This window comes from Woodsholea maritima DSM 17123 (genome assembly GCF_000382325.1).
GTDB lineage: Bacteria > Pseudomonadota > Alphaproteobacteria > Caulobacterales > Maricaulaceae > Woodsholea > Woodsholea maritima.
This window is the reverse complement of the sequence record NZ_KB908056.1, coordinates 23,893-50,096: the sequence shown is the minus strand read 5'-3', so window position 1 is coordinate 50,096 and position 26,204 is coordinate 23,893. Positions and strand designations below refer to the sequence as shown.

At 56.3% G+C, this 26,204-nt stretch carries 29 protein-coding genes; 15 read left to right on the top strand and 14 right to left on the bottom strand.

What is annotated here, in order from left to right:
* The first annotated feature begins 23 nt into the window (after positions 1–23).
* The 5 genes from H151_RS0100290 (at position 24) to H151_RS0100270 (ending at position 8,988) form a co-directional block, all read left to right on the top strand.
* Positions 24–2,627, top strand: a complete 2,604-nt coding sequence (locus H151_RS0100290; RefSeq protein ID WP_019959613.1) for a hybrid sensor histidine kinase/response regulator — start codon at positions 24–26, stop codon at positions 2,625–2,627.
* A 121-nt stretch (positions 2,628–2,748) separates the two neighbouring features.
* Positions 2,749–3,840 carry a recombinase RecA gene (recA, locus tag H151_RS0100285; RefSeq protein WP_019959612.1) on the top strand — a complete coding sequence of 364 codons (1,092 nt, stop codon included), beginning with the start codon at positions 2,749–2,751 and terminating at the stop codon, positions 3,838–3,840.
* Positions 3,841–4,032: 192 nt separating this feature from the next.
* Positions 4,033–6,684, top strand: a complete 2,652-nt coding sequence (gene alaS, locus H151_RS0100280; RefSeq protein WP_026353735.1) for an alanine--tRNA ligase — start codon at positions 4,033–4,035, stop codon at positions 6,682–6,684.
* A 3-nt stretch (positions 6,685–6,687) separates the two neighbouring features.
* Entirely contained in the window at positions 6,688–7,131 is a 444-nt protein-coding gene (locus H151_RS0100275; protein ID WP_019959610.1) for a nuclear transport factor 2 family protein, read from the top strand.
* A 105-nt stretch (positions 7,132–7,236) separates the two neighbouring features.
* Positions 7,237–8,988, top strand: coding sequence for a cation:proton antiporter domain-containing protein (locus H151_RS0100270; protein WP_019959609.1), 1,752 nt, complete (start codon positions 7,237–7,239; stop codon positions 8,986–8,988).
* A gap of 627 nt (positions 8,989–9,615) precedes the next feature.
* Here the strand turns inward: H151_RS0100270 and H151_RS0100265 are convergent.
* Positions 9,616–10,833: an NADP-dependent isocitrate dehydrogenase gene (locus H151_RS0100265; RefSeq protein ID WP_019959608.1), complete on the bottom strand. Its 1,218-nt coding sequence runs from the start codon at positions 10,831–10,833 to the stop codon at positions 9,616–9,618.
* Between the two features lie 158 nt (positions 10,834–10,991).
* Here H151_RS0100265 and H151_RS0100260 point away from each other — a divergent pair, with 158 nt between their 5' ends.
* Positions 10,992–11,750, top strand: coding sequence for an RNA methyltransferase (locus tag H151_RS0100260; RefSeq protein ID WP_019959607.1), 759 nt, complete (start codon positions 10,992–10,994; stop codon positions 11,748–11,750).
* Here H151_RS0100260 and H151_RS16720 read toward each other — a convergent pair.
* Positions 11,734–12,186 (bottom strand): DUF2269 family protein, encoded by a 453-nt coding sequence (locus H151_RS16720; protein ID WP_019959606.1) that lies wholly within the window; start codon positions 12,184–12,186, stop codon positions 11,734–11,736. The two genes, H151_RS0100260 and H151_RS16720, sit on opposite strands and share 17 nt — an antisense overlap.
* A gap of 185 nt (positions 12,187–12,371) precedes the next feature.
* Between H151_RS16720 and H151_RS15035 the strand changes: the two genes are divergently transcribed.
* The 4 genes from H151_RS15035 to H151_RS15025 all read left to right on the top strand — a co-directional run bounded on the left by H151_RS15035 (position 12,372) and on the right by H151_RS15025 (position 14,810).
* Positions 12,372–12,725, top strand: coding sequence for a hypothetical protein (locus H151_RS15035; RefSeq protein WP_156823319.1), 354 nt, complete (start codon positions 12,372–12,374; stop codon positions 12,723–12,725).
* Between the two features lie 14 nt (positions 12,726–12,739).
* On the top strand, positions 12,740–13,489 hold the full coding sequence (locus H151_RS15030) for a helix-turn-helix transcriptional regulator (protein WP_019959604.1): 750 nt from the start codon (positions 12,740–12,742) through the stop codon (positions 13,487–13,489).
* A gap of 162 nt (positions 13,490–13,651) precedes the next feature.
* Positions 13,652–14,269, top strand: a complete 618-nt coding sequence (rpsD, locus tag H151_RS0100240; RefSeq protein ID WP_019959603.1) for a 30S ribosomal protein S4 — start codon at positions 13,652–13,654, stop codon at positions 14,267–14,269.
* 163 nt (positions 14,270–14,432) lie between these two features.
* Entirely contained in the window at positions 14,433–14,810 is a 378-nt protein-coding gene (locus tag H151_RS15025; RefSeq protein WP_019959602.1) for a hypothetical protein, read from the top strand.
* On the opposite strand, the gene H151_RS0100230 is transcribed toward H151_RS15025, so the two are convergent.
* From H151_RS0100230 to H151_RS0100215, 4 genes are all read right to left on the bottom strand, one after another.
* Positions 14,807–15,100: a type II toxin-antitoxin system RelE/ParE family toxin gene (locus tag H151_RS0100230; RefSeq protein WP_019959601.1), complete on the bottom strand. Its 294-nt coding sequence runs from the start codon at positions 15,098–15,100 to the stop codon at positions 14,807–14,809. The two genes, H151_RS15025 and H151_RS0100230, sit on opposite strands and share 4 nt — an antisense overlap.
* On the bottom strand, positions 15,097–15,336 hold the full coding sequence (locus H151_RS0100225) for a type II toxin-antitoxin system ParD family antitoxin (protein WP_019959600.1): 240 nt from the start codon (positions 15,334–15,336) through the stop codon (positions 15,097–15,099). Before H151_RS0100225 ends, H151_RS0100230 begins: the two co-directional genes overlap by 4 nt.
* A 114-nt stretch (positions 15,337–15,450) precedes the next feature.
* Positions 15,451–15,780: a Grx4 family monothiol glutaredoxin gene (gene grxD / locus H151_RS0100220; protein WP_019959599.1), complete on the bottom strand. Its 330-nt coding sequence runs from the start codon at positions 15,778–15,780 to the stop codon at positions 15,451–15,453.
* Between the two features lie 21 nt (positions 15,781–15,801).
* Complete coding sequence (locus H151_RS0100215) at positions 15,802–16,032, bottom strand: BolA/IbaG family iron-sulfur metabolism protein (protein ID WP_019959598.1); 231 nt, start codon at positions 16,030–16,032, stop codon at positions 15,802–15,804.
* Between the two features lie 126 nt (positions 16,033–16,158).
* Between H151_RS0100215 and H151_RS0100210 the strand changes: the two genes are divergently transcribed.
* Positions 16,159–17,157 carry a M20/M25/M40 family metallo-hydrolase gene (locus tag H151_RS0100210; RefSeq protein ID WP_156823318.1) on the top strand — a complete coding sequence of 333 codons (999 nt, stop codon included), beginning with the start codon at positions 16,159–16,161 and terminating at the stop codon, positions 17,155–17,157.
* Positions 17,158–17,544: 387 nt separating this feature from the next.
* On the opposite strand, the gene purL is transcribed toward H151_RS0100210, so the two are convergent.
* The 4 genes from purL to purC are packed head-to-tail and all read right to left on the bottom strand — an operon-like array spanning position 17,545 to position 21,475.
* Complete coding sequence (gene purL / locus H151_RS0100205) at positions 17,545–19,779, bottom strand: phosphoribosylformylglycinamidine synthase subunit PurL (protein WP_019959596.1); 2,235 nt, start codon at positions 19,777–19,779, stop codon at positions 17,545–17,547.
* The gene (gene purQ / locus H151_RS0100200) at positions 19,779–20,444 is read right to left on the bottom strand and encodes a phosphoribosylformylglycinamidine synthase subunit PurQ (RefSeq protein WP_019959595.1); all 666 of its coding nucleotides are present in this window, start codon (positions 20,442–20,444) and stop codon (positions 19,779–19,781) included. Before purQ ends, purL begins: the two co-directional genes overlap by 1 nt.
* A gap of 27 nt (positions 20,445–20,471) precedes the next feature.
* Complete coding sequence (gene purS, locus H151_RS0100195; protein WP_019959594.1) at positions 20,472–20,714, bottom strand: phosphoribosylformylglycinamidine synthase subunit PurS; 243 nt, start codon at positions 20,712–20,714, stop codon at positions 20,472–20,474.
* Positions 20,711–21,475 carry a phosphoribosylaminoimidazolesuccinocarboxamide synthase gene (gene purC / locus H151_RS0100190; protein ID WP_019959593.1) on the bottom strand — a complete coding sequence of 255 codons (765 nt, stop codon included), beginning with the start codon at positions 21,473–21,475 and terminating at the stop codon, positions 20,711–20,713. The genes purS and purC overlap by 4 nt, the downstream gene beginning before the upstream one ends.
* A 341-nt stretch (positions 21,476–21,816) precedes the next feature.
* Here purC and H151_RS0100185 point away from each other — a divergent pair, with 341 nt between their 5' ends.
* The 4 genes from H151_RS0100185 to H151_RS17790 all read left to right on the top strand — a co-directional run bounded on the left by H151_RS0100185 (position 21,817) and on the right by H151_RS17790 (position 23,315).
* Positions 21,817–22,134 carry a DUF1476 domain-containing protein gene (locus H151_RS0100185; protein ID WP_019959592.1) on the top strand — a complete coding sequence of 106 codons (318 nt, stop codon included), beginning with the start codon at positions 21,817–21,819 and terminating at the stop codon, positions 22,132–22,134.
* A gap of 176 nt (positions 22,135–22,310) precedes the next feature.
* A complete protein-coding gene (locus H151_RS0100180) occupies positions 22,311–22,631 on the top strand; it encodes a DUF1476 domain-containing protein (protein WP_019959591.1) in 321 nt (106 codons plus the stop codon).
* 6 nt (positions 22,632–22,637) lie between these two features.
* Positions 22,638–23,099: a thiol-disulfide oxidoreductase DCC family protein gene (locus H151_RS0100175; RefSeq protein WP_019959590.1), complete on the top strand. Its 462-nt coding sequence runs from the start codon at positions 22,638–22,640 to the stop codon at positions 23,097–23,099.
* A 90-nt stretch (positions 23,100–23,189) separates the two neighbouring features.
* Complete coding sequence (locus H151_RS17790; protein ID WP_019959589.1) at positions 23,190–23,315, top strand: hypothetical protein; 126 nt, start codon at positions 23,190–23,192, stop codon at positions 23,313–23,315.
* Here H151_RS17790 and H151_RS0100165 read toward each other — a convergent pair.
* The 4 genes from H151_RS0100165 to H151_RS0100150 form a co-directional block, all read right to left on the bottom strand.
* The gene (locus tag H151_RS0100165) at positions 23,312–23,716 is read right to left on the bottom strand and encodes a TlpA family protein disulfide reductase (RefSeq protein ID WP_019959588.1); all 405 of its coding nucleotides are present in this window, start codon (positions 23,714–23,716) and stop codon (positions 23,312–23,314) included. The two genes, H151_RS17790 and H151_RS0100165, sit on opposite strands and share 4 nt — an antisense overlap.
* A 90-nt stretch (positions 23,717–23,806) precedes the next feature.
* On the bottom strand, positions 23,807–24,271 hold the full coding sequence (locus H151_RS0100160) for a GFA family protein (protein ID WP_019959587.1): 465 nt from the start codon (positions 24,269–24,271) through the stop codon (positions 23,807–23,809).
* Between the two features lie 57 nt (positions 24,272–24,328).
* The gene (gene purB, locus H151_RS0100155; RefSeq protein ID WP_019959586.1) at positions 24,329–25,630 is read right to left on the bottom strand and encodes an adenylosuccinate lyase; all 1,302 of its coding nucleotides are present in this window, start codon (positions 25,628–25,630) and stop codon (positions 24,329–24,331) included.
* Between the two features lie 28 nt (positions 25,631–25,658).
* On the bottom strand, positions 25,659–26,147 hold the full coding sequence (locus H151_RS0100150) for a hypothetical protein (protein WP_156823317.1): 489 nt from the start codon (positions 26,145–26,147) through the stop codon (positions 25,659–25,661).
* Positions 26,148–26,204: the final 57 nt, after the last annotated feature.

The following is a 26,204-nucleotide window of genomic DNA, read 5'->3' as shown; positions in this document are numbered from 1 at the left end:
CAGCGCCCATGGGGATTTCTACTATGACCCAGCCATCCGATAGCGATGTCCTCCGCCGCCGCGATACCATCCGCTGGGATGATGCGGTGCAATCGCCCATAAATCGGGATCCACAACCCATGACCGACACTATTCCTCAACCCGCCCCGAGCCTTAACCGGATCATTCGCATTGTGTTCTGGGCCGCTGGCCTGGGCGCGCTCGCCGCGGCGGGCGTCGCGGTGATGGCCGCCAGCAGTGCGGGTTGGCATGGCTTTGTGTTTCTCGCAGGGGTCGCTTTTGTCGCCTTCCTTCTGCTTTATGCGCTGGCAGCAGGGGAGGCAGCGGCACGCTTCCTCGGTACACGCCCCGCGAAAGAAGCGGGAGGGCAATCGGCGCTGGCCTTTGGCGCGCTGGAGGCTTTGCCCGATCCGGTTCTGGTGACGAATGAGCGCGGACAGCCGCGCTGGGCTAATGCCGCCTATCGCACTTTGGCCCATCAAGCGGCCAATCTGGGCGCATCTTTGACCCCGCCGTCGGCGGATCGCATCTGGGCGGGCGCGGCCAGCTCAGCGATTTATCGCTTGGCCAAAGCTGGGGCCAATCAGGAATCGCGTATCGAAGTTCTCGGTCCCATCACGCTCAGCGATGGCCGGGCGCAGGTCTATCAAGCCCATATCCGTCCGATGGCGGGCGGGGCGGTTTGGCGCTTTGTTGAAGCCAAGGATGAAACCTCGACACTGTCCCAGGATTGGGCCGAGTTGGCGCCGGTCGGGCTTTTCATGGCCGATGGCGAGGGCCGGGTTCTGGCCGCTAATGCCACTTTGCGCACCTGGCTGGGGGTCAGCGCGGATGCGGTTTTAAAGGTCAAAGACTTCCTGGCCGGGGATGGCGCAAAGGTCTTTTCCAAGTCCAAGGGCCAAGATGAGGTCACGCGTCTGGATGCACGGATTTTGGCGCGTGAAGGCGTGGAAAGCCCGGTTACCTTGATCATTGATTGGGATGACGCCCGTCCACCGCGCGCGCGCGTGGTGGTCTATGGTCTGTCATCGACTGGGGCCCCTCCCGGTGTGGCGCAGGCCATGGCGCCGATGACGGGCAAGGCCGGGCGTACCTTTGATGAGATGTTTGCCGCATCCCCCTTCGGCGTGGCGCGTATGGATGGGGCTGATCCAGAATCGGCCCTTTTGGAAGACGCCAATCCGGCCTTGTTGCAATTAACCGGCGGGGCGGCCTTGCCCGCTAGTCGTTTCGTGGATCTGTTCGATTGGTCAAATGGTCAGTCTGCGGATGAAGCCTTCGCGCCAGCGCTCGCAGGCAGAGGCGAGCCGGTTGAGATGCGCTTGAAGGCGGGCGCTGATCTGCGCGATGTGCATCTTTATCTTGCGCCGGCGCGCGGAGGTAAACGCGTGGCCTATGTGGTGGATATCACCGCGTGGAAAGAGTTAGAGCGTCAGTTTTCCCAAGCCGCCAAGATGCAGGCCGTTGGTCAGCTCGCGGGCGGTGTGGCGCATGATTTCAACAATTTGCTGACCGCGATGCGCTTGAATGTTGATGAGCTGTTGGGCCGTCACCCGGTGGGCGATCCCTCCTATCAAGAGCTGCAAACCATTAATTCGGCCATCAATCGCGCGGCGGGTCTGGTCAAAAAGCTGTTGGCCTTCTCGCGCAAGCAGACCTTCCGGGTGGAGACTTTGGACATCTCTGACACCTTGTCGGATTTCTCGATTTTGCTGCGCCAGATTTTGGAAGAAAGCGTGCGTTTGGACTTTAAGCATGGCCGTGATTTGCCGCTGGTACGCGCCGATAAAACCCAGCTTGAAAACGCCATCATGAACCTTGCCACCAATGCGCGGGACGCCATGCGTGAGAAGGGTGGTGGCACGTTGACGATCACCACCGAAAGCCTCACCAGCGAGGATGTGGCCAAGGCAGGGGCCCCTGATCCCAAGGAAGGGCGCTGGCTCGCCATTCATGTCACCGATACCGGCTGCGGGATGGATGACGCCACTTTGGGCAAGATTTTTGAGCCCTTCTTCACGACCAAACCCGCGGGCCAGGGCACAGGTCTGGGGCTTGCGACCGTCTATGGCATCGTCAAGCAAAGCGGCGGCTTCCTCTTTGCGTCCTCCCAGATTGATGTCGGCACGACCTTCACGATTTATCTGCCTGAACATATTCCGAGTAAGGAAGAACAGGCCCAAGAGATCCAAGACAAGGCCGCCGCCCCGGTTGAGGTCAAACCGGCTGATCTGGCTGGGCGCGGGCGCATTTTGTTGGTGGAGGATGAAGACGCGGTGCGCGCCATTGCCGCCAAAACCCTCACCAAGCGCGGCTATGAGGTGATGGAGGCGTGTGACGGGGAAGAGGCGCTGGAGATCCTGGAGGATAACCCGCAAGGCTTTGATCTTCTGATCTCGGATGTGGTGATGCCAGGCCTTGATGGGCCAGGCTTGTTGGAGAAAGGCCGCGAGCTGTTAGGCGATGCGCGCGTGGTGTTCATTTCCGGCTATGCGGAGGAGCAATTCTCCCACACCTTGTCTTCGGATTTGGAAATTTCCTTCCTGCCCAAGCCCTTCACCTTGCCGCAATTAGCGGAACGGGTGAAAGCCGAGCTGACCCTGGTTCAGGGCAATTCTGAGGGCTAAGCCCGGGATTAAGATTAATTTGTTCTACTTGTGTTCTGGATCAAATTGGCCTACATAAGGGAATAAGACACAGATTCGCATGGGGGCTTTCCCCTTAAAAGACGTAAGAAAGAGTAGCCCTATGGCCAAAAAAGGTGAATTCACCCGCGAGTTTAATCCCGATAAGAAAAAGGCGCTCGATGCGGCCCTGACCCAGATTGATCGGGCCTTCGGGAAAGGCTCGGTGATGAAGCTGGGCCAGCGTCCGATTGAAAATATCGAGGCGATCTCAACCGGGTCTCTGGGGTTAGACATTGCGCTGGGCATTGGTGGCCTACCCAAAGGCCGGATTGTCGAGATCTATGGCCCTGAAAGTTCAGGTAAAACAACACTTGCTCTTCATTGTGTGGCCGAATGTCAGAAAAAGGGTGGTACCGCCGCCTTCGTTGACGCCGAACATGCCCTCGATCCGGTCTATGCGCGCAAGCTGGGCGTGGATGTGGGTGAACTTCTAATTTCTCAGCCCGATACCGGTGAGCAATCACTGGAAATCGCTGATACTTTAGTGCGTTCAGGTGCGGTTGACATTCTAGTGATCGATTCCGTGGCGGCCTTGACCCCGCGCGCCGAATTGGAAGGTGAGATGGGCGATAGCCTGCCGGGCCTGCAAGCGCGCTTGATGAGCCAGGCTTTACGTAAACTGACCGGGTCGATCTCGAAATCGAACTGCCTGGTGATCTTTATCAACCAGATCCGTATGAAAATCGGGGTGATGTTTGGTAATCCCGAAACCACGACCGGCGGTAATGCGCTGAAATTCTATTCCTCTGTGCGTCTGGATATTCGCCGTATTGGCGCGATCAAGGACCGCGATGAAGTCATCGGCAATCAGACCCGCGTCAAGGTCGTCAAAAACAAGGTCGCCCCACCCTTCCGTGAGGTGGAGTTTGATATTCTTTATGGCGAGGGCGTGTCGAAAATGGGCGAGATGCTCGATCTTGGCGTGAAGAGTAATATCATCGAGAAGTCAGGCTCTTGGTATTCTTACGATTCCCAACGCATCGGGCAGGGGCGTGAAAATGCGCGTAAATTCTTGCTGGACAATCCTGATATCGCTGACACCATTGAAGCCAAGGTGCGAAAGAATGCTGGTCTTCTGGCCGAAGAAATGCTGACCGGTCCTGAAGAGGGCGATGATATCGAAGGTCAAGATGATGAGGCGGCGTTGGGCTAGCTGTAGTGCGCTAATCCTATCAGCGTGGCTCGTCCTTTGAGTGGGTGAGCGACTTGGCCCCCCTGATGAGACTTGATATGTATGTTTAAAGGCGGGCGTTCAGCAAAACTGAAGGCCCGTTCTTATATTCAGATTGTGTCGGGGTAAGTCTCTTATCCCCTTATGTTTCCAGCCTTGCCGGAGTGTGTGCGCATGACTGCCCTACGTGATATTCGCTCTCAATTCTTAGGGTTTTTTGAGAAGGCGGGTCATAGCGTCGTTCAATCTGCGCCTCTGGTGCCGCAAGATGATCCGAGCTTGTTGTTCGTCAATGCCGGTATGGTGCCGTTTAAAAACCTCTTTACCGGTCAGGAAAAGCGCGATTACACCCGCGCGGCCTCCTCGCAGAAATGCGTGCGCGCGGGCGGTAAACATAACGACCTTGATAATGTTGGGTATACGGCGCGCCACCACACTTTCTTTGAAATGCTGGGGAATTTCTCCTTTGGTGATTATTTCAAAGAAGAAGCCATTTCAAATGCTTGGAATGTGGTGACAAAAGAATTTGGCCTTCCCCAAGATAAGCTGTTGGTGACCGTCTATTCTGAGGACGAGGAGGCGGCGAGCCTTTGGAAGAAAATTGCTGGCTTTGGTGATGATAAAATCATCCGCATCTCAACCTCGGACAATTTCTGGTCGATGGGCGATACCGGGCCATGCGGACCGTGTTCAGAGATTTTCTTCGACCATGGTGATGATATTTGGGGCGGGCCTCCTGGTTCCCCTGAAGAAGATGGCGATCGCTTCATCGAAATCTGGAATCTCGTCTTCATGCAGTTTGAGCAGAAGAGCGATGGTTCGCGTGTAAACTTGCCAAAACCCTCGATCGATACGGGTATGGGGTTGGAGCGGATCGCGGCCGTGCTTCAAGGCGTCCATAACAATTACGACGTTGATCTGTTCCAGCATTTGATCGAGGCCTCGCAAGAGGTCTTGAAATCAAAGGCTGAGGGTGAGGCTTTGGCGAGCCATCGTGTGATTGCCGATCATTTGCGCGCGACCAGCTTCTTAATTGCTGACGGGGTTACGCCGTCCAATGAAGGGCGCGGCTATGTCCTGCGCCGGATTATGCGCCGCGCCATGCGTCATGCGCACATTCTGGGCGCGCATGAGCCGGTCATGCACCAGCTCGCTCCGACTTTGGCCCGCGAAATGGGCGATGCCTTTCCGGAGCTTAATCGCGCTTTACCGGTGATCGAAGAGACCTTGCGCGGTGAAGAAGAGCGCTTCCAGCGCACTTTGGGCCGCGGTTTAGGCCTGTTGGAAGAGGCGATCAGCGATCTCACTGAGGGCCAAGCCCTTCCCGGTGATACGGCGTTTAAGCTTTATGATACCTATGGCTTCCCCCTGGATCTGACCCAAGATGCCCTGCGCGCCAAGGGGATTGAGGTCGATGTGGCCGGTTTCGATGCCGCCATGGACGCCCAAAAGGAAAAAGCCCGCGCGGTCGGGTTCAGCTCAGGCGATGCGGCCCCGGATGCGGTCTGGTTCAGCGTGCGCGAACGTGTGGGGGCGAGTGTCTTTACCGGCTATGACCATCTCAGCGGCAAGGGCGTGGTGACGAGCCTGGTGTCCGGCGGCGCTGAGGTCGATACGCTCGATGTTGGTCAAACCGGCGAGCTGGTCTTTGATGTGACGCCTTTCTATGCCGAAGGCGGGGGTCAGATCGGCGATGCCGGTGAGATCGTGTTCGCGGGCGGCGCGCGCTTTATCGTTGAAGATGTTAAGAAACGCGCGGGTGATGTCTTTGCTCATATTGGGCGTTTAGAGGGCGGCGCGATCACGCGCGGCGATGCGGCGAGCCTTGTGGTGGATGGCCCGCGCCGGGCCAAGACGATGGCCAATCACTCCGCCACGCACCTGATGCATGCAGCCTTGCGCGATACTTTGGGGCCGCATGTCACCCAGAAGGGTTCATATGTGGGCCCGGATCGTTTGCGCTTTGACTTCTCTCACGCCAAGGCATTGACCCGTGAGGAGATGGCGGCCATCGAGGGCGAGGTCAATCGCGTCATTCGCCAGAATGTTGAGACCGAAACCGCTGAAATGGCCCCCGAAGCCGCGATCGAGAAGGGGGCTTTGGCCCTCTTCGGTGAGAAATATGGCGAGAGCGTCCGCGTCTTGGCGATGGGCCAGGCGCGTGAGGGGGAAACCCGGGCTTATTCGGTGGAATTGTGCGGCGGCATCCATGTCGAGCGTACAGGCGATATTGCCCTCTTTAAGATCATTTCTGAAAGCGCGGTGTCATCAGGTATACGCCGGATTGAGGCCCTGACCGGTGAGGCGGCACGTCAATATCTCGAAGGTCAGGCGGATCTGGCCCGCGCGGCAGCGGATCTGTTAAAAGTTCCGACCACAGATTTGGAAACGCGCGTCTCAAGCCTGATTGAAGAGCGTAAATCCTTAGAACGTCAGCTTTCTGAAGCCAAGAAGAAGCTCGCCATGGGCGGCGGCGGTGCCGCCCCCGTTGGTCCCGAAACCTTGGGCGATATCCAATTTATGGGCCGTGTGGTTGACGGCGTTGGCGGTAAGGATTTGCGCGGCCTGATCGATGATGCGCGCACGCAAATGGGGTCGGGCATTGCCGCCTTTATCGGTGTCAATGATAGTAAAGTTGCCTTGGCCGTGGGCGTTACGGAGGATTTGACTGCGCGCTATTCTGCCGTGGATCTGGTGCGCATTGGCGCGGCACACGTGGGCGGTAAAGGCGGGGGCGGCCGCGCGGACTTTGCCCAGGCGGGTGGTCCCGATGCGGATAAAGCCGACAGCGCGCTGGAGGCCTTGCGCGCGCATTTAAGCGCTTAAATCATGGCCGAGATTATTGGGACCAAGATTATTGGGGCCGAGATTATCGGATCACAAGCGGTGGGTGAGGGTATCCTTGCCCGCCGTTTGGCGTTTAACGCTGCCCTGGCCCGGCATGACTTAACCGCCATGGCCGAGGTTTTGGACCCCAAAGCCCTTTTGATCACGGGTGATGATAATCAGTTGATTGACGGGCGTGAGGCGCAGATCGAGGCGTGGCGCTCTATCTTTTTGGCCAATCCCGATACGGTGTTTGAACGGGTGCCCGAACGGATCACCACCGCGCAGGGTCTTCCTCTGGCCAGCGAGATTGGGACGTGGCAGGGGCGCTGGAGTGAGCGGGGTGCGCCCAAATCCGCGCGCGGGGCGTATCACGCCAAATGGAAACGGCGCGGCAAGATCTGGGTTATTGACGCGGAAAGCTTCATCACGCTTGTCCGCGATTAGAGCGTCCATTTTGGAAAAACACTTTTTTTGACGCACCTCCTATAATACTCCGCCAACCTCTTTTAGGGCATGCTAAAATAGTAGTGATCAAAAAGGGGACCGGCGATGCATGACACGATGTGGATGAAGGATGCGATTGTATTTCTGATTGCGGCCGGTCTTGTTGTGCCTTTATTTCGCCTTGTGCGGATGAGCGCGGTTTTAGGGTTTTTGATCGCGGGTCTGGTCTTTGGTCCCTATGGGTTGGGCCGTCTGGCCGAGCATTTTGAGCTTCTCAACTGGATCACCATCACGGACCCGCATGCCGCCGAGCCCTTTGCTGAGCTGGGTGTGCTCTTTCTGCTCTTCATTTTAGGCCTGGAGCTGTCCTTTCAACGTCTCTGGCGTATGCGTCAGGCGGTGTTTGGCGCGGGTGGGCTACAGGCGCTATTAAGTGCCGCGGTGATCGCGGCCTTTTGCTTGATCGTTGGGTTTGAGCCCCGTGTGGCTTTAATCGCGGGCCTAGCCTTGGCCTTGTCCTCAACGGCTATTGTCATGCAGGTGTTGAGCGAAGAACGGCGCACCGCGACCCCTGTGGGCCAAAGCGCGCTGGCGGTGCTGTTGATGCAGGACATTTTGGTGGCCCCGATTTTGATTCTTGTGGGGCTGCTGACCACCCAAGGTGAAGGCGGCTTGATGAGCCTTCTGACCACCTCGGTTGTGCAAGGGGTGCTGGCGGTTGCGGTGATTGTTTTGATCGGACGCTTTGCGCTACGCCCGCTCTATCGCCTGGCGGTGCAATCGGGCGGGCGCGATCTGACCATGGCCTTGACCTTGGTGACGCTGATTGGTGCGGCTTTGATCACCGCGGGGGCTGGGCTTAGCCTAGCCTTAGGGGCGTTTTTGGCCGGAGTTCTGGTGGGAGAGACCGAGTTTCGTCATCAGACGGCGGTGGATTTGGAGCCCTTTAAGGGTCTCCTTTTAGGCTTATTCTTCATGACGGTCGGCATGAGCCTTGATTTAATGTCGATCCTGTCGAACTGGCCTTATGTGTTGGGCGGGCTGGTCATCCTCCTCACCTTGAAAAGTGTGATCGGTTATCTGGCGGTGCGGCTGTTTGGCTCGAAAAAAGCCTCCGCGCTTGAGGTGGCCGCGCTTTTGGCCCCGGCGGGCGAATTTGCCTTTGTGGTTATTGGGACTGCGCGCGTTACAGGTCTGATGGAAGGGCCGCAAGCAGATATGTTCAGCGCGATTGCCGGGCTTTCGATGATGATCATTCCGGCCATGGGTAAAGCGGGGCAATGGTTGGCCGATAAAGTGCCACAGGCCCAGGGCGCACAGGATGCGATGTATCTGCCAGCCGATCTCGATAAAAGTGATCACGTCATCATTATCGGTTTTGGCCGGGTTGGGCGCGCGGTGGCTGAAATTCTGCGCACCGAAGATGCGGATATTTTGGCCCTGGATGCCAATCCTGATCTGGTGGCCCAGCATCGCGAAGCCGGTTGGAATGTCTATTATGGTGATGCCAGCCAGGCCGATATTCTCCACCATGCTGATCTTGATCGCGCCTCGATGGTGATCTTGACCTTGGATAATCCGTTTAAGGCCTATCGCATTGTGCGCGCCGTGCGCGAGGTGCGCGAAGAGGTGCCGATCTTTGCGCGCGCTCATGATTGTGATCACGCCAATGAGCTGACAAAGCTGGGCGTATCCTATGTGATCCCGGAAACAGTGGAGGCGGGGCTGCAGATCGCGGGACGGGCATTGGAGGAATTTGGCCTCGCCCCGGAAGTGGTGCGCGATCGTTTGGCGTGCGAGCGTGAGAATGTCTACAAGCATGCCGTCACACGCGAGCTATCCTCGGCGGCAGAATAAGTCAGCGCTGAAGAAGAAAAAAACATGTCATCCCGGAGAAGCGAAGCGCACATCCGGGATCTATTACGCTCGCCATTCAGGCACATAGATCCCCGATCAAGTCGGGGATGACAGGTGAGTTATTCATCGCCATTACGGATGACGAAGGGGGTGTGCTCCCCTGCATGCGGGGGAGCTGTCAGCGAAGCTGACTGAGGGGGCATGGACCCCGGGTCGCATTGCGTTGTGCGCTAGGGGATGTGCGCTTTGCTTCTCCGGGATGACACAAGAAGATAAATACTCTTCCAGCATGGACCCCGGATCAAGTCCGGGGCCGCGCAGAGGCGACAATACTTACCAGGTTCCCGGCCTTGAGCCGGGATCCATTCGACCCATCGGTTGTTCTCAAGTAGGCGATAGCCGATAGGCAAAAAAAGCGTATGCCCGCTGCGAAGCGAGGATGACAAACAATAACACGCCCCCTCCGGTCCTATCGGACTACCTCCCCCGCGATGCAGAGGAGGGCAAGGCTTGCACCCATTGCCCCAAATCAAGTCGTAATGAAACTTTGTGTAATGACCTTCTGAGTGCAAACAAAAAAGGCCGGGCAGAGCCCGACCTTTTCAGAGTTCAAGATCAATATTGACCTTAGTCTTTCATGGCTTCAGCGAAGCGCTCACCGACTTTGTCGAGGAAGCCTTCGGTCGACAGCCAGCCTTGCTGATCACCGACCAACAGGGCCAGGTCTTTAGTCATGAAGCCGGCTTCAACGGTCTTGATGATGGTGTCTTCCAGTTTCGCGGCGAAATTCATCACCGCTTCATTGCCATCCATGCGGCCACGGTGCGACAGGCCTTGGGTCCAGGCAAAGATCGACGCGATGGAGTTGGTTGAGGTTTTCTCACCGCGCTGATGCTGGCGATAGTGACGGGTCACGGTGCCGTGGGCGGCTTCGGCCTCAACGGTTTTGCCATCGGGGCTCATTAGAACAGAGGTCATCAGCCCCAAAGAGCCAAAGCCCTGAGCGACGGTGTCAGACTGCACATCGCCGTCATAGTTCTTACACGCCCAAACAAAGCCGCCTGACCATTTCATGGCCGATGCGACCATGTCGTCGATCAAACGGTGTTCGTAAGTAATGCCTTTGGCGTCGAAATCGGCTTTGAATTCTGCATCGAAGATGTCTTGGAACAGGTCTTTGAAGCGCCCGTCATAGGCTTTCAAAATCGTGTTCTTGGTCGACAGATAAACTGGCCAACCGCGCTGCAAGCCATAATTGAAGCTGGCGCGGGCGAAGTCTTTAATAGACTCGTCCAGATTATACATGCCCATCGCCACGCCGCTACCTGGGAAATCAAAGATTTCGTGGGTAATCGGCGCGCTGCCATCGGCCGGGGTGTAGGTCATGGTCAGCTTGCCAGGACCTGGAACAACCATATCGGTCGCCCGGTATTGATCACCAAAGGCGTGACGGCCGATGACGATTGGCTGGGTCCAACCCGGGACCAAGCGTGGCACGTTGGAGATCACGATGGGCTCACGGAAGACCACACCGCCCAGAATGTTACGGATGGTGCCATTGGGCGAGCGCCACATTTTCTTGAGGCCAAATTCCTCAACGCGCGCTTCATCGGGGGTGATGGTGGCGCATTTCACGCCGACGCCGTAATGCTTGATCGCTTCGGCGGCTTCGACCGTGATTTGGTCGTCGGTCTCGTCACGCTTGGTGACAGACAGGTCATAATATTTCAGGTCGATGTCGAGATAAGGGAGAATCAATTTCTCTTTGATCAGGGCCCAGATGATCCGGGTCATCTCATCGCCATCAAGCTCAACGACCGGAGTGTCGACTTTGATCTTCGCCATGATTGAGAACTTTCATTTTTGTTGACGGTATGCGAAAGGGGGACCCCCTTCGCGGGGCTGCACTGCGACGATGAGAGGCTGCGCTCTCTTACGTCAGGGAAAAACATTGCGGGTGATCTAGCACCCTCAGCGGATTTGCAAAAGAGGCTCTACAGTTGATGACCCCTGCCTTTGTCTTAGTCGGCCCGCAACTGGGTGAAAATATTGGCGCTGCGGCCCGTGTGATGGGTAATTTCGGCTTATCCGATTTACGCATCGTTGCACCGCGTGATGGCTGGCCCAACCCGAAAGCGGTCTCTATGGCGGCCGGTTCGCCGGTGCTGGAAAAGGCGCAGCTATATGATGATCTCGAATCAGCGATTGGCGAATGCACCTATCTGTTTGCCACAACGGCGCGCCCGCGCGGCATGGTCAAGCCTGTGTTCAATGCGCGCGATGCCATCGGCCAGATGAAAACGCTAATCAAAGAGAATCAAAAGGTTGGCATTTTATTTGGGGCGGAAAAGTCCGGTCTGCCCAATGAGGCCGTGACGATGGCCAATGCGATCATCACCTTGCCGGTGGATCGCTCTTTTTCATCGCTCAATCTATCCATGGCGTGCGGGGTGTTGGCGCATGAATGGGCTGCCGGGGCTCCCATCGACACTGATTTTATCACGGCGGAGCCGATGGCGAGCCGTGAGGATTTAGAGCGCCTTTATGTTCATTTCGAAGAAGAGCTGGAAAAGGGTGGGTTTTTCTATCCCCCTGAAAAAAAGCCCCTTATGGTGCAGAACTTACGCAATATCTTTGCGCGCGGTGGTTTGACCGAACAAGAGGTGCGCACCTTACGCGGTGCCATTAAAGCCTTGGCCAAGGGGCGCGGCAAATATGGTTTGCGCAAGGGGGAGGCCGGCGAAGCTAAACCCATAGAGTAAGGCCAATAATCACCGGCATGATCACAAAGCCGGGAAAACCCAAAATATAACCGATGGCATAGAGCCGATAATAACGCCCGGACAAGCGCTCATGCGCGGCGCGCGCGCGTTGGCTCTCGAAGCGAATACGCGCTTGCAGGCCCATTTGCCAGATCCAAAATATGATCACACCCAGATAGAGCCCCAGCGCAAGGGGGCCGGGCTCTAGGGCGATCCGTGCACCGCTGCCGGTCAGCTTGACGGCCAGAAAGGGCGCACAGCCCAACAGGGCGGGGGTGTTCAAGAACAGATTGGTGCGAAAGGCGAGGTCTGAGGTAATGGCCAGATCGCGCGCATCCCTTGTGCCATTGGCGAGCGCCAACATGGTGCCCGTCGCGGCACTGCCGCCCCAAGACAGCGCGGCAAAGAACAGAAAAAAACCATCTGCAAGGCTCATGCGCGCATCCTTGGCTCTGTAAAGCATAGGACCAAGCGGTATTTTTCAGGAGGATAAAGCGATTCGCGCCAGGCCTTGCCTGTTGAAACGCGCTCCCGCGTAACCCTCTCCTGACAAAAGGTGTCAGGAGGACTGTGTCATCATGATCTCCTCAGCTAGTCTAAGGGACAAGGAAGGGATCAGGTATGAGCCTTGCGATATTAAGAGCCGATCAGTGGAATTATATGCACTCCAGCAATCCGCCGGTGGTGGAGACGGTGCGATTTCGCTTGAAGCCAGGGATTAGTGATGAGGCGTTTTTGATCGAGGCAGAGAAAGCTTCGGATTATGTCTCTTGCTTTGCCGGTTTTATGGGCCGGCGCTTGTCGAAGCAGGAGGATGGGCTGTGGCTTGATCATCTCCACTGGGCCTGTCTGGAGGATGCCCGCGCGGCCTCTGAAGGGTTTATGAGTGAGCCCGGCCTTCAGGCTTTCATCGCCGCCATCGACACCGCGATGATGGAGTTCAAGCACGCCAAACTGATGCATTTTGCCGCCTGATAAGGATTAGTGTGATGCGCCGGACCGATCGATTATTTGAACTGATCCAGATATTCCGCGATGGCCGCCTGCACCGGGCTGAAGACCTGGCTGAGGTCCTGGGTGTTTCGCAACGCACGGTGTACCGCGATATTGAAAGCCTGGTGGGCTCGGGCATTGCCATCGAGGGCGCGCGCGGGGTCGGCTATTTGCTGCGCGAACCGGTGCATCTGCCGCCCTTATCTTTTACTGAGGAAGAATTGCGCGCCTTGCATCTGGGGGCACAAATGGTTTCAGCCTATGCCGATGCGGCCCATGATCGGGCGGCAAAGGCGGCGCTCTCCAAGATTGATGCGGTGCTGCCGAGTGACCGTCCACGCTCGGGCCATTCTTGGGGCTTTTGGGTCAGTGGGGCGCAGGGTGAGCGCGAAGCGCGCTCTGCGCTCGCCCCGTTAAGCGAAGCCATTCGTACCCGTCATAAAGTCTCGATCAATTATATCTCGCTGAAAGAGGAAACCAGTGCGCGCACTGTGCGTCCGTTACAGATTGAATGCTGGGGTCATGTGTGGACGTTTACCGCGTGGTGTGAATTGCGCGAGGATTTTCGCATGTTCCGCATTGATCGCCTGGCGTCCTATGTGGTGCTCGAAGAGCGGTTTCGCGATGAGCCGGGCCGTTCACTCACCGATCTGCTCGCGCGTATGTGTCCGAAGGAAGACATTACCCATTATCGCCCCTCTCACGGGCCGGTGGGCCTTCCCAGCTTTACAGCCAAGAGGAATTGACTTCAGGGCTGAAATGCGTATTTTGCCCGCTTTCCCACAGCCGGAAGAGCGTGCTCTGTCTGGTCTATTTCTATTGTCACGGGATGATGTGCGTGCCGCCGTTTCAATCGTGAGGGACCTGGGAATGTCCTTCGCCGGTGCATATCGTAGAAGAGAGTATTGATGTCTAAGCGTCATTCGCAGAAGTACAAAATCGACCGCCGGATGGGTGAAAACATTTGGGGTCGTCCAAAATCTCCAATCAATAGCCGCCCTTATGGCCCTGGTCAGCACGGCCAACGTCGTAAAGGCAAGATGTCTGACTTCGGCCTTCAGTTGATGGCTAAGCAGAAACTCAAAGGCTATTACGGCAACATCACCGAAAAACAATTCCGCCGCATCTATGACGAAGCCTCTCGTCGTAAAGGCAACACCGCGGAAAACTTGATCGGTTTGCTGGAATCTCGTTTGGACGCGATCGTATACCGCGCCAAGCTGGTCCCAACCGTGTTCGCCGCACGCCAGTTCATCAACCACGGTCACGTGAAGGTCAATGGTGTTCGCACCAACATCCCTTCTTACCGTATCAAGCCGGGTGATGTAATCGAAGTGCGTGAAAAGTCTCGCAATATGGCTCTGGTGCTGGAAGCCCTGGAATCGCCAGAGCGTGACATTCCTGATTATGTCGATGTTGACGCCAAAGCGTTGAAGGTGACTTTCACACGGATTCCGGAATTCAATGATGTTCCTTATCCTGTGAAAATGGAACCAAACCTGGTGGTCGAATTCTACTCCTCTTAAGGGGACGGCATTCGCAACAGACAAAGGCTGCATGGGTTTGCCATGCAGCCTTTTTTCTTGTTGTGCGTTATTTCCATGATCTGTCTTCACTTTGCCCTGTTTTAGCCATCGAGATCGCGTTATGGTGGCCCCAACGGGGATGGTTAAGCGTAGGGGAAGTGCCATGGCTGTGATGAAATGGATGCGTACGGGCTTGGGTCTGACGGTGGTGACGCTTGGGCTGGCCGCGTGTGGTCACTCGAACTATCCTCCCTATGAGCCTCCTTATACTCCCGTGGGTGAGGCCGTTTATGGCTGGCGCCTAGAGGCCAATGGCGATCTGGTGGTGCGCGTGCGCTCTAGCGGGTGCACCAATGATGCTAGCTTCGAACCCTATGTTGAGGGTGGCCCCGGTTGGGATTTCGATGTTGAGCTGATCCGCATCCATGAAGATCTGTGTGAGGCTTTCTTCCCCAATGGCGTGGAAGTGACTTATACCCGCGACGATCTGGGCTTGCCGCCGGGCGCGCGTTTGCGCCTGATCAACCCGGTTCAGCGTTAAGACGCGCTCAGCCAGTCTTCGAGATGATGGCGCACACGAAGGATCAAAATATCCGGCGTGCCGTCGTCTTGCATGTAAATGATGATATGCGCTTGGCAGCGATGAATGCGCACATGCGGGTTTAGCTCCCTGCGTAGGCGGGCCAAGTGCGGATATCTGCCCAGCGTTTCAAAGGCGTCTATCAATACCTGCCAGTAGGCGTCGACATGGTGCGCGCTGTAATGGGCGTAGCCATAATCAAGTAAAGCCTGGAGATCCGCTTCAGCCGCCCGACTGAGGCGATAGGTCATGTTGTCGAATGCGTTTTAAAGCGCGCTTTAATGTCGCTAACGCTGGCAGAGCTGATGCCGCTCGCCAGGGCTTCATCGACATAGGTCTGTAAAGCTGAAATTTTGGCTTCGCGGTCTTGGTCGCGTCGGATTAAGTCGCGCACATAATCACTGGCATTGCTGAAGCGCCCGGTTTCTGCACGCGTTTCAACCCAGTCTTTCAGGGCTTGGGGCAGCGAGACATTCATAGTGGCCATGGTGACATCCCTTTGGCAATCTTTGCCACAATACTGCATCCGCTGGGTTCAGACAACATAAAGCCGCCCCAGATCTGAGGCGGCTTTTTTATTTTTAAAGCTTGGGTCTGAAGCTTAGTTCAGAACGCCTTTATCATTGAGGAAGGCTTTAAGCTCGCCGGTTTCGAACATCTCTTTAACGATGTCACAGCCGCCAACAAATTCTCCTTTGACATAGAGCTGCGGGATGGTCGGCCAATCGGAGAATTCCTTGATGCCTTGGCGTACGCCATCATCTTCCAGCACATTGACTGAATGATAAGTCAGGCCCAAATGGTCCAGCACCCGCGCCACGACGGACGAAAATCCGCATTGGGGGAAGACGGGTGTGCCCTTCATGAACAGCACCACATCATGGCTGGAAACAGTGTTTTTGATGTCGTCAAGGATGGCTTGGTCAGTCATGAGAAGACGCTCCACAAGAGGTTAAGGGGCTTTGGTTTCTAGGGCCAGGGCATGCAACTCCCCCCCCATTTTGTCACCTAAAGCGGCATAGACTTTTTGATGCTGGCGCACGCGCGGCAGGCCGCGAAAGCTTTCAGACGTAATGATCGCTTTCCAGTGATCATTATCCCCGGCCAGATCAATCATCTCGATCTCAGCATCAGGAATGCCCACTTTAATCAGGGCGATGATGGCGTCTGCGGGCATGGGCATGGGCGCGTGTCCTTTATTCTTTCGCCCTCAATATAGTGCGCGTTTTCATAGCATGCAGCCTCATGGCGCTGTAGGCTGACAAAAAATCGCAGGGACCATCCCTGCTCATAGCTCGGGGAGGGGCTTATGAAGTCAATTCTTATGGCCGGTATGGTCGCATCATTCGCCGTCATCACGCTGGGTGCGTGTTCGGGGGAAGGTCCGCGATTGCAGGCCCGCGAACAACAAGCCCTTGAAGATGTGCGCATCTTGTCGGCGGATGAAATGGCTGGGCGTGCCATTGGCACCCAAGGCGGGGCTTTGGCGCGCGATTACATCCTTGCGCGTTATACTGAGATGGGCTTGCAGCCCTTGGGCGACAGTTTCGAGCATCCTTTCAGCTTTGAACAAGCCATTGATTTTCGCGATCCTGAGAGTGCGCGTGAAACCTTTCAAGGCATCAATCTGATCGCGCGTATTCCCGGTGAAAGCGCTGGGCCTGTCATGGTCGTGGGCGCACACTATGATCATGTCGGCGTAATCGAGGATGAGATTTATAATGGTGCCGATGACAATGCTTCAGGCGTTGCCGGGCTGCTCGCCATCGCGCAGAGCTTTATGGATCACCCTCCCGCCCATGATGTGATCCTTATCGCCTTTGATGGTGAGGAGATGGGCCTTCGCGGCGCGCGGGCCTTTGTGGATGAGCCGCCTTTGGATCTCACCACAGTGGCCTTCATGCTGAATATGGACATGATCGGCTATAATACGAAGAATGAACTTTATGCCGTTGGCACCTATCACTTCCCCTTCTTGAAGCAGATGATCGAAGCTGCGGCCATCCCTGCGCCGGTAACCTTGTTGATGGGCTATGATGAGCCCAGCGATAATCCCCGCAATGACTGGACTTTGCTGTCAGACCAAGGGGCCTTCATTCGGGCGGGTATTCCGGCGATATATCTGGGTGTGGAAGATCATGAGCATTACCACGAACCCAGTGATGATTATGAGGTCCTGACGACGGAGTTCTTCCTGGGGGCGATCGCGGTCAGTGTCGATGTCGCCCACCGCGCCGATGCGCAGCTGGATGAGATCGCTGAGGCCCATGCAGCCCAGAAAGCTGCAGCTCAACAGGCGGGAGAGTAGGGAAGACACTGTCTGCCCAATCAAGTTGGGGTGACAAGATCAGGCAAAGGGGCGTCTTAGCCCTGTTGTGTCATCCCGGACTTGATCCGGGATCTATGCACTCTGATGGCCAACTCGATAGATCCCGGGTCGCGCTAACGCTTGCCCGGGATGACAGGTGTTCTTAATTTCTCACTTCGCTGCGGGCGGACGGTCGATCTTGTCATCCACGACGTGATCGGGGATCTATGCACTTTGATGGCAAACTCAATAGATCCCGGATGTGCGCTTCGCTTCTCCGGGATGACAAGTATTTAGAAGTGCATCCTGGCGTCGCCTTGTCTGACAGAAGCATAAAAAAACCCCGCTCGACTGAGCGGGGCTTTTTATTGACAAGCGTATGAGGCTTTATTCCGCGGCGGCGGCTTCACCGGCCATCAAGGCGGGCAGCCAGCCATCATGGCCGGTTTTGAGGCGAATGAGATCCAGACCATGACCGCCATTGATCGTGATCGCATCCCCGCCAGCAAGGCCCAACACATCCACAGGCACGCCTGCGGCTTTGGCATTGCGACGAATGTCTTCAGCGATAGCGGGCTTGGCTGCGATCAGATAGCGGGCCTGATCTTCACCGAACAGCCAGGCAAAGACCGGCAGATCGCCATTATACGCCAGCTTAATGCCGATCATATTGGCGAGCGCCATGTCGGCGACACCACAGGCGAGCCCACCATCAGAGAGGTCATGGACGATCTTGGCGCGACCGGCTTTGATCTCGGCGCGTACGAAATCGCCATTGCGCTTCTCAACGGCCAGATCAACGGGCGGGGCCGAGCCATCTTCATCGCCTTCGACATGACGCATATAGAGTGAAGCGCCCAGATGACCGTGGGTTTCCCCAATGATCAACAGGACATCGCCCGCTTCCAACCCACCATAGGTGGCGCGCTGATCGAGCTGTTCGATCAGGCCCACCGCACCGACCGCAGGGGTCGGGGGAATGGCCTGACCATCGGTTTCATTATACAGCGAGACATTGCCCGAAACGACGGGGAAGTTGAGGGTGCGACACGCCTCAGCCATGCCTTCGATACAGCCCACAAATTGACCCATAATCTCAGGACGTTCTGGATTGCCAAAGTTCAGGCAATCGGTGATGGCGATGGGCTCAGCGCCCACGGCGGTCAGATTGCGCCAGGCTTCGGCGACCGCTTGCTTACCACCCTCATAAGGGTCGGCATAGCAATAGCGCGGTGTGCAGTCGGTCGTTATCGCCAAGGCTTTATCGCTCTTGTGAATGCGCACGATTGCGGCATCGGCCGGGTTCTGGGATGAGGCCACGGTGTCGGCCATGACATGGCGATCATATTGTTCCCAGATCCAGCGCTTGGACGCCATGTCCGGGCTGGTCATCAGGGTATAGAGCGCTTCACCCAGGTGAGCGGGCGCTTTTAAGCGGTTGGGATCAATATTGGCACGCACTTCCGAGGGCAGGTGCGGGCGGTCATATTTGGGAGCCTTATCGCCGATCGGATCGAGCGGCAGGTCACAGACCACTTCGCCTTTATGCTTCAGGACCAAGCGCTTGGTATCGGTGGTGACGCCGATGGTGGCAACATCCAGATCCCATTTCTTGAAAATCCGCTCTGCGATGTGTTCAGAGCCGGGCTTCAAGATCATCAACATGCGCTCTTGCGATTCAGAGAGCATCATCTCGTAAGCCGTCATGGCGGTTTCGCGCTGAGGCACATGATCGAGGTTCAGCTCGATCCCGACCCCGCCTGACGAGGCCATCTCGACAGAAGAAGAAGTCAAACCGGCTGCGCCCATATCCTGGATTGAGGAAATGGCGTCTTCGCTCATCAATTCCAGACAGGCTTCGATCAGCTTTTTCTCGGTGAAGGGATCGCCAACCTGAACGGTGGGGCGGTTCTCTTCAGAGCCTTCGCCAAATTCTGCTGAGGCCATGGTTGCGCCATGGATGCCATCACGCCCGGTTTTCGAGCCGACATACAGCACCGGATAGCCGATCTCACGCGCGGCCGCGGTGAAGACCTTATCCCGGTCGGCTAGGCCCACAGCCATGGCATTGACCAGGATATTGCCGTTATAGCCTTTGTCGAAATTGGTCTCACCGCCCACGGTGGGCACGCCGACGCAATTGCCATAGCCGCCAATCCCGGCCACGACGCCAGAGACGAGCTGGCGGGTTTTAGGATGGCTGGGATCACCAAAGCGCAGCGCATTCATGAGCGCAATCGGGCGTGCGCCCATGGTGAAGACATCGCGCAAGATACCGCCGACGCCGGTCGCCGCGCCCTGATAAGGCTCGATATAAGAGGGGTGATTGTGGCTTTCCATCTTGAAGATGGCCACTTGATTATCGCCGATATCGACCACGCCGGCATTTTCACCAGGGCCATAGACCACGCGCTCACCGGTGGTGGGGAATTTACCCAAATGCAGGCGAGAGGATTTGTAAGAGCAATGCTCTGACCACATCACCGAGAAAATGCCCAGCTCAACGATATTGGGCGCGCGGCCCAATTCTTTGAGAATGACCTCATATTCCTCGGCCGTGACATGATCGAGGGCGATGGCTTCATCAATGCCCTCGGCGTATTTTGGATCTACCGATGCCATTATTTGAGGCCTCCCAAAATGCTTTCAAACAGCGCAAGGCCATCGGTGCCGCCATGATGGGCATCAATCGCGCGCTCTGGGTGGGGCATCATGCCCAGCACATTGCCCTTTTCATTGCTGACACCGGCAATATCTCGCATCGAGCCATTGGGGTTCTTGCGATAGCGCAAAATCACCTGACCTTCGCCTTCGATGCGGTCCAAGGTCGCCTGATCGGCAAAGAAATTACCGTCATGGTGGGCGATCGGGAAGACCACGTCTTTACGATCCCCATAGGCATGGGTGAAAGCAGAATTGTGGTTTTCGATGGTCAGCGGGGCGGGTTCACACACAAAGCGTAGGCCCGCATTACGCATCAAGGCACCGGGTAACAGCCCCGCTTCGGTCAGGATCTGAAAGCCATTGCACACGCCCAGAACCGGCACGCCGGCTTCGGCCTTTTTGACCAGATCCTGCATGACGGGTGAGCGCGAGGCGACCGCGCCAGAGCGCAGATAATCCCCATAGGAGAACCCGCCGGGGACCATGATGAAGTCGAGACCGTCGGGCAATTGACTGTCGCCATGCCAGACCATCAGGGGAGCTTTTCCGGTTACGGCCTCCAAGGCCATCGCGGCATCGCGATCACAATTGGAGCCCGGAAAGACGATGACTGCGGTTTTCATCGCGAAACTGTCCTCGTCCGTTAGGGATTAAGCCGAAAGCTCGATCGAGTAATTTTCAATCACCGGATTGGCCAGCAACTTGTCGCACATCGCCTTGACCTGGTCATGGGCGGCTTCGGCGTCGGCGGTATGAAGCTCAACTTCGATGAGCTTGCCTTGACGCACACTGCCCACGCCTTCAAAGCCCAAATGCTTCAAAGAGCCGGAAATGGCTTCGCCTTGCGGGTCCAAGACACCGTCTTTCAAGAATACGTGGATGCGCGCTTTCATTTGCCGGCCTCATTCGTGTCAGTCAAAACTTGGTTTTCTTTCATAATGCCCAGACGGCGGGCCACCTCGGCATAGGCCTCGGTGACATTGCCCAGATCGCGGCGGAAGCGATCCTTGTCCATCTTTTCATTGGTGGCCATATCCCACAAACGGCAATTATCCGGTGAGATTTCATCAGCCAGGATCACGCGGGTCAGCTGGTCTTCGTCAAACTGACGCCCAAATTCCAGCTTGAAGTCGATCAAGCGAATGCCGACCGCCGCAAACAGGCCTGAGCAGATATCATTGACGCGTAAAGACATGGCGACCATCTCATCGAGCTCGCCATGGCTGGCCCAGCCAAAGGCGGTGATATGGTCTTCTGAGACCATAGGGTCATCGAGCGCATCGTCTTTATAATAAAACTCAACAATCGTGCGCGGCAGCTCTTCGCCTTCATCCAGGCCAAAGCGTTTGGCGATGGAGCCGGCGGCGACATTGCGGATCACCACCTCCAGGGGGATGATCTCCACCTGATGGACCAATTGCTCGCGCATATTCAGGCGTTTGATGAAATGGTTGGGAATGCCCATCCGGGTCAGATGGCCCATGACGTGTTCTGAAATCCGATTGTTCAGAACGCCCTTGCCTTCCAAAGTGGCTTTCTTCTTGGCGTTGAACGCCGTCGCATCATCTTTGAAATGCTGGATCAAGGTGCCAGGTTCTGGACCTTCATACAGAATTTTGGCTTTGCCTTCGTAGAGTTTTTTTCCGCGGGACATGGGCCTTGGGCGCTCCGTGGTTGGCGGGCATGCCTCGAAAGCTCGCGCGTGCGCCCGCATGAGGGGCGGTGAAGGGGGGTGAGGTCCGATCTGTTCGGCACCACCGGGCTTCTCCCGCCCGAATAAAGACGAAACGGCCCAGATGATTTAAATCAGATCCTGGGCCGCTTTTTAAGGCCAGACGTTACTCCGAAGCGTTCGCCCTCGCAATATCGGCGCGCTGTTGAAAAGCCTCTTTGTACGGCGCAAATGCACAAAGTAATATTAATCAAGTTTAGAAACACGCATTTAAGAGGAGTTGTATAAAAGAAGCGCTTGCACTGGCAGAGGAGCAAGCGTGAATGAAAGCCTTTAAAGATCGTGCGATGGCCTTCTCTAATCAATTTGGCCATGAACAAAGTTTGGAATTTAAAGCTAAAATGCGCCGGAACAAAAAAATTGGCCGGCGTGCCGCGCGCCTGATGGGGCGCACAGGTGCGGATGTCTTAAGTTATGCCGATGAGGTGTTAAGCGCCAATATCGCCGGCGGGCAGGGCAGCCTGTTCGCAAAACTCAAAGCCGATTTCCACACCCATGGGGTGGAGATGTCAGATCGTCAAATTCAAAAATTTATCGATGAAACCATGAGCGAAGCCTATGGCGAGTTGATGGTGTCCTAGGCCAAAGGGGTGAGGCCTAGATCGTTTTGCAAGCAAGCCTCACCCTTTGGATGACCGTTTCTTTATAAAAAAATCACTGTTTCCAGACGCTGGCATACAGGTTCGTGAATTGCTTTCCCGCGCGCCGCATTCTAAGTAGAAGATCAAGAGAAGATCCTTATCTATGGAGTGCGCCCATGTCAGGCTTGGATGATCGCGAAAGCGCGTTTGAAAACAAATTTGCCCATGATCAAGACCTTGAGTTCAAAGCTGTTGCGCGTCGCAACAAGCTGTTGGGCCTTTGGGCTGCTGAGCTGATGGGCCTTTCTGGCGATGAGGCTAATGCCTATGCCGCTGAAGTCGTCAAATCCGATTTCGAAGAAGTTGGCGAAGAAGACGTCTTCCGTAAAGTCTCAGGTGATTTGGCCGCGAAGAATGTGGACCAGTCTGAGCATCAGATCCGCCGTCAGATGGCTGATTTGATGATTGAGGCGCGTGCGCAAGTCTCTGCGGCTTAATATCTGATGCAATCGCTGCGGCATCGCCTGATCAATCTTGACGGATTGGACCTCAGTTCAATTGAGGGCGGGCGATGCTTGGCGGTTATGGATGGGGCGTGTGCGGTCTGTAGCTGGGGCGCGCGAACGCTTAGCCAGCATGATGGCGATGATTGTATTCGTATCGCGACGATCCAATCGCCCTTGGGCATTGCCCTTTTGGAACGTGCTGGATTAAGCGCTGAAGATCCGCAAACCTGGATGGTCCTGCACCAGGGCCATGTCTATACCCATGCCAGTGCGATGATTTTCCTGGGCCAAAGGCTTGCCGGGGGCTGGGCCATTCTTGCGCGCTGTGCGCAGCTTTTCCCTCTTCGTGTCCTTGATTATGTCTATGGTGTGCTGGCACGAAACCGTGTGCGCTGGTTTGGGCGTGCGGATATGTGCGCCTTACCGGATGCGCGGCTCAAAGCGCGCCTTGTCACGTAAAGTCGACCTGTGATCAAGGCCCCTGTGGTATTTCGTGCTCAGACTTAAAGCCCCGCGTTAAGTCAAGTCGCGCAAGACTATGTCGCGCGCATGCTGGCTTTACCGGCGATGGTGGAGTGGTATGAGGCGGGCCTGAAGGAGCCTTGGCGCGATGAACCCCATGAGGCTGAAGTGCGCACGGCCGGTCAGATCACGGCCGATTATCGTTATTCTTAGCCTTGCCAGGCGAGGGCGCGTTCAAACGCATCCTCAATATCCTCGGCGCTATAGCGTGCGGTGATCACTTCCAGGACTTGTCCGCTATCGCGGTCCATCAATACCAGGACGCCCAGCTGGTTTTGGTAATGATTAAACACCCCGACCAAGCCCTCGGCGCGGGCTTGATCGCGCAAGGTCTCTTCATCGCGAAAGCTGAAATCAAAGCGCACAAAATGGATGCGACCCTGATAGTCGCGCTTGGCTGCATTCAATCTCGGCTCAAGGATATGGCAGGGGGGGCACCAGGTGGAGCGAAAGAGCACGCCCGCGATGCGCGCCTCGTCCTGGGCCTGGCTGGTGCCAGATACGCCCAGGCATATTCCCAAACCGATCAATAGGGCGAGAAGCCAGTTTCGCATAACGCACTCCCAAATCTAGGGATGGTTTAAAAGCTAACGCTCCCTCTGGCCAGTCTCAAACGACTCTCAAACGACGCGGGGAGGGGGCCCTCACGCGCGTGTGTGGGCCGCGCTATAGGCTGTGATCAACGCCATATAGTCTTCCACCGGCGGAAAGCCATCGAAACTATGCTCAACAGGAAGATTGACCCAGTTGAGCTTAGCGCTGGTCATGGTTTCAATGAAGGGCGTGGCCCAGCTGAGATCCTCAAACAGGGTTGGGCGCACATTGACGAAGTCAGGGAGGCCGGTAATCCGGGTGAACATCCAGCTTTTGCACTCTGGGCAACAAAAATGATCCAGCTGCGGGCCTTGAAGGCCGCCCTTCACAGGGGTGCCTTTGGTGACTTTAAAGCCGGCGCTGGGGATCATGGCGGTGAGGGAGAAAGCACTGGCGCTCATCTTTTGACAGCCCCGGCAATGACAGGCCGCCGTCATCAGCGGCTGGGCGGAAACCTCTATCTCTACCGCACCGCAGCGGCAGGTCCCGGTTTGAGGTAAAGGGGGCTGAGACATGGTAAAGTTCTCGTCAAAAATGTCCCCTATCGGCGATCCGATAGGGGAAATAAGGTCTTAATCGGCAAAAACGCGATTGAAAATCGTATCGACATGTTTGAGATGATAGGCCTCATCAAACAGGCTTTCGATGGTTTCAACGCTTAATAGGGCGGTGACATCGGCGTCATTTTTCAAATGCTCGACCAATTGCCCGCCTTCATCCCAGGTCTTCATGCCATTGCGTTGCACCAGGCGATAGGAATCCTCGCGAGAGGCCCCTGCTTGGGTCAGGGCCAGCAGAACGCGCTGTGAATTGTGGATACCGCCATAGGCTTCGAGATTTTCCCGGCAGCGATCTTCATGCACGATCAGGCTTTCGATCATGGATGCTGTGCGCATCAGGGCGAAGTGTAGATGCGCGGTCGCGTCCGGGCCAATGCCGCGCTCCACGGAGGAGTGCGAGATATCGCGCTCATGCCACAGGGCGACATTTTCCATCGCTGGAACAACGGCTGAGCGCACCAAGCGCGCCAGGCCGGTCAAATTCTCGGTCAGGATCGGATTGCGCTTATGCGGCATGGCCGAGGAGCCCTTTTGCCCCTTGGAGAAATATTCCTGGGCTTCACGCACTTCAGAGCGTTGAAGGTGGCGCACTTCGACGGCGATATTTTCAATGGCCGAGGCAATCAGGCCTAAAACGGCAAAATAATTGGCGTGGCGGTCGCGCGGAATAACCTGGGTTGAAACCGGCTCAACGCTGAGGCCCATTTTCTCGGCGACATGGGCTTCGACCTGGGGATCGACATTGGCGAAGGTTCCGATCGCACCAGAAATGGCGCAGGTCGCAATCTCCTCACGCGCACGCACCAGACGCTCGCGGTTGCGGGCAAATTCAGCATAGAAGCGGGCGAATTTCAGACCCATCGTGGTCGGTTCGGCATGAATGCCATGGCTGCGCCCGATACAAATGGTGTTTTTATGTTCCATCGCGCGAGTTTTTAGCGCGGCGAGGACTTTATCCATCGCCTCAAGCAAAAGATCCGAGGCGCGCTTTAACTGAACGGCCAGGCAGGTATCCAAAACATCAGAGGAGGTCAGACCCTGGTGGACGAAGCGGGCATCCTCGCCAACATGTTCGGCCAAATGGGTCAGGAAGGCGATGACATCGTGCTTCACTTCGGCTTCGATTTCATCAATGCGCGCGACGTCAAACTCGACATCTTTGGCGGTCCACACGGCCTTGGCGGCACTTAAGGGCACGACGCCCAACTCGGCCAGCTTATCGGTGGCGTGGGCTTCGATTTCAAACCAGATACGGTATTTCGCCTGAGGCGACCAAATGGCTTCCATCTCAGGGCGGGTATAGCGAGGGATCATGGGCGAGGGCCTTATAAAGCGCCTGCCATCAGGCAGGATTTGCGGGCTCCGGGGCTTGAATGACGGCATCGAGCGCCACGCGTGCCTCGGCAAGCGGAAGCTCGCTCACCCCTATGATGCGAAGACGTGGGCCAACATCAAGCGTATGGCCCGCCGTGCGGTAATAGGCATGGGCGAGGGTTTGCGTATCCATGGGCGTGGGGATGCCGCGCACATAGACATGCAAGGTGATGACATCCTCATAACTCAGCCCTTCGCCATCCAAAAGCCCGGCCAACATATGAAGCGCGGATTCCATCTCCACATCCATGCCCAAACCCGGCTGGGGGGCCATGATCATAGTGGCGTAAAGATGCGCACCCTGACGATCCAGGGTTATGGCCGCAGGCGCAATGGGTAGGATTGCCGGGTCATCGCCGGGCGGGGGCGCTTTTACCCGGTCGCCATGACAGGCCGCGACAGATACCGCAAAGAAGGGGGCGATCAATAACGCACGGATAAAAAGCATGGACTGCATGATGCGTCTCCCCAGCACATCATCTTCTTTGCCCCAAAGTGATCAGGGGTCAAGACA

Coding starts and splice junctions, on each gene's coding strand:
- purQ (WP_019959595.1), bottom strand. CDS start 20,444: ATGAAAACCGCAGTCATCGTCTTTCCGGGCTCCAATTGTGATCGCGAT.
- purS (WP_019959594.1), bottom strand. CDS start 20,714: ATGAAAGCGCGCATCCACGTATTCTTGAAAGACGGTGTCTTGGACCCG.
- alaS (WP_026353735.1), top strand. CDS start 4,033: ATGACTGCCCTACGTGATATTCGCTCTCAATTCTTAGGGTTTTTTGAG.
- H151_RS0100185 (WP_019959592.1), top strand. CDS start 21,817: ATGAAAGCCTTTAAAGATCGTGCGATGGCCTTCTCTAATCAATTTGGC.
- H151_RS0100270 (WP_019959609.1), top strand. CDS start 7,237: ATGCATGACACGATGTGGATGAAGGATGCGATTGTATTTCTGATTGCG.
- H151_RS0100275 (WP_019959610.1), top strand. CDS start 6,688: ATGGCCGAGATTATTGGGACCAAGATTATTGGGGCCGAGATTATCGGA.
- H151_RS15035 (WP_156823319.1), top strand. CDS start 12,372: ATGAGCCTTGCGATATTAAGAGCCGATCAGTGGAATTATATGCACTCC.
- recA (WP_019959612.1), top strand. CDS start 2,749: ATGGCCAAAAAAGGTGAATTCACCCGCGAGTTTAATCCCGATAAGAAA.
- H151_RS15025 (WP_019959602.1), top strand. CDS start 14,433: ATGGCTGTGATGAAATGGATGCGTACGGGCTTGGGTCTGACGGTGGTG.
- grxD (WP_019959599.1), bottom strand. CDS start 15,780: ATGACTGACCAAGCCATCCTTGACGACATCAAAAACACTGTTTCCAGC.
- H151_RS0100290 (WP_019959613.1), top strand. CDS start 24: ATGACCCAGCCATCCGATAGCGATGTCCTCCGCCGCCGCGATACCATC.
- H151_RS16720 (WP_019959606.1), bottom strand. CDS start 12,186: ATGAGCCTTGCAGATGGTTTTTTTCTGTTCTTTGCCGCGCTGTCTTGG.
- purL (WP_019959596.1), bottom strand. CDS start 19,779: ATGGCATCGGTAGATCCAAAATACGCCGAGGGCATTGATGAAGCCATC.
- H151_RS0100175 (WP_019959590.1), top strand. CDS start 22,638: ATGCAATCGCTGCGGCATCGCCTGATCAATCTTGACGGATTGGACCTC.
- H151_RS0100215 (WP_019959598.1), bottom strand. CDS start 16,032: ATGCCCATGCCCGCAGACGCCATCATCGCCCTGATTAAAGTGGGCATT.
- H151_RS17790 (WP_019959589.1), top strand. CDS start 23,190: ATGCTGGCTTTACCGGCGATGGTGGAGTGGTATGAGGCGGGCCTGAAG.
- H151_RS0100265 (WP_019959608.1), bottom strand. CDS start 10,833: ATGGCGAAGATCAAAGTCGACACTCCGGTCGTTGAGCTTGATGGCGAT.
- H151_RS0100180 (WP_019959591.1), top strand. CDS start 22,311: ATGTCAGGCTTGGATGATCGCGAAAGCGCGTTTGAAAACAAATTTGCC.
- purC (WP_019959593.1), bottom strand. CDS start 21,475: ATGTCCCGCGGAAAAAAACTCTACGAAGGCAAAGCCAAAATTCTGTAT.
- H151_RS0100260 (WP_019959607.1), top strand. CDS start 10,992: ATGACCCCTGCCTTTGTCTTAGTCGGCCCGCAACTGGGTGAAAATATT.
- rpsD (WP_019959603.1), top strand. CDS start 13,652: ATGTCTAAGCGTCATTCGCAGAAGTACAAAATCGACCGCCGGATGGGT.
- H151_RS0100150 (WP_156823317.1), bottom strand. CDS start 26,147: ATGCAGTCCATGCTTTTTATCCGTGCGTTATTGATCGCCCCCTTCTTT.
- H151_RS15030 (WP_019959604.1), top strand. CDS start 12,740: ATGCGCCGGACCGATCGATTATTTGAACTGATCCAGATATTCCGCGAT.
- H151_RS0100160 (WP_019959587.1), bottom strand. CDS start 24,271: ATGTCTCAGCCCCCTTTACCTCAAACCGGGACCTGCCGCTGCGGTGCG.
- H151_RS0100230 (WP_019959601.1), bottom strand. CDS start 15,100: ATGACCTATCGCCTCAGTCGGGCGGCTGAAGCGGATCTCCAGGCTTTA.
- purB (WP_019959586.1), bottom strand. CDS start 25,630: ATGATCCCTCGCTATACCCGCCCTGAGATGGAAGCCATTTGGTCGCCT.
- H151_RS0100225 (WP_019959600.1), bottom strand. CDS start 15,336: ATGGCCACTATGAATGTCTCGCTGCCCCAAGCCCTGAAAGACTGGGTT.
- H151_RS0100210 (WP_156823318.1), top strand. CDS start 16,159: ATGAAGTCAATTCTTATGGCCGGTATGGTCGCATCATTCGCCGTCATC.
- H151_RS0100165 (WP_019959588.1), bottom strand. CDS start 23,716: ATGCGAAACTGGCTTCTCGCCCTATTGATCGGTTTGGGAATATGCCTG.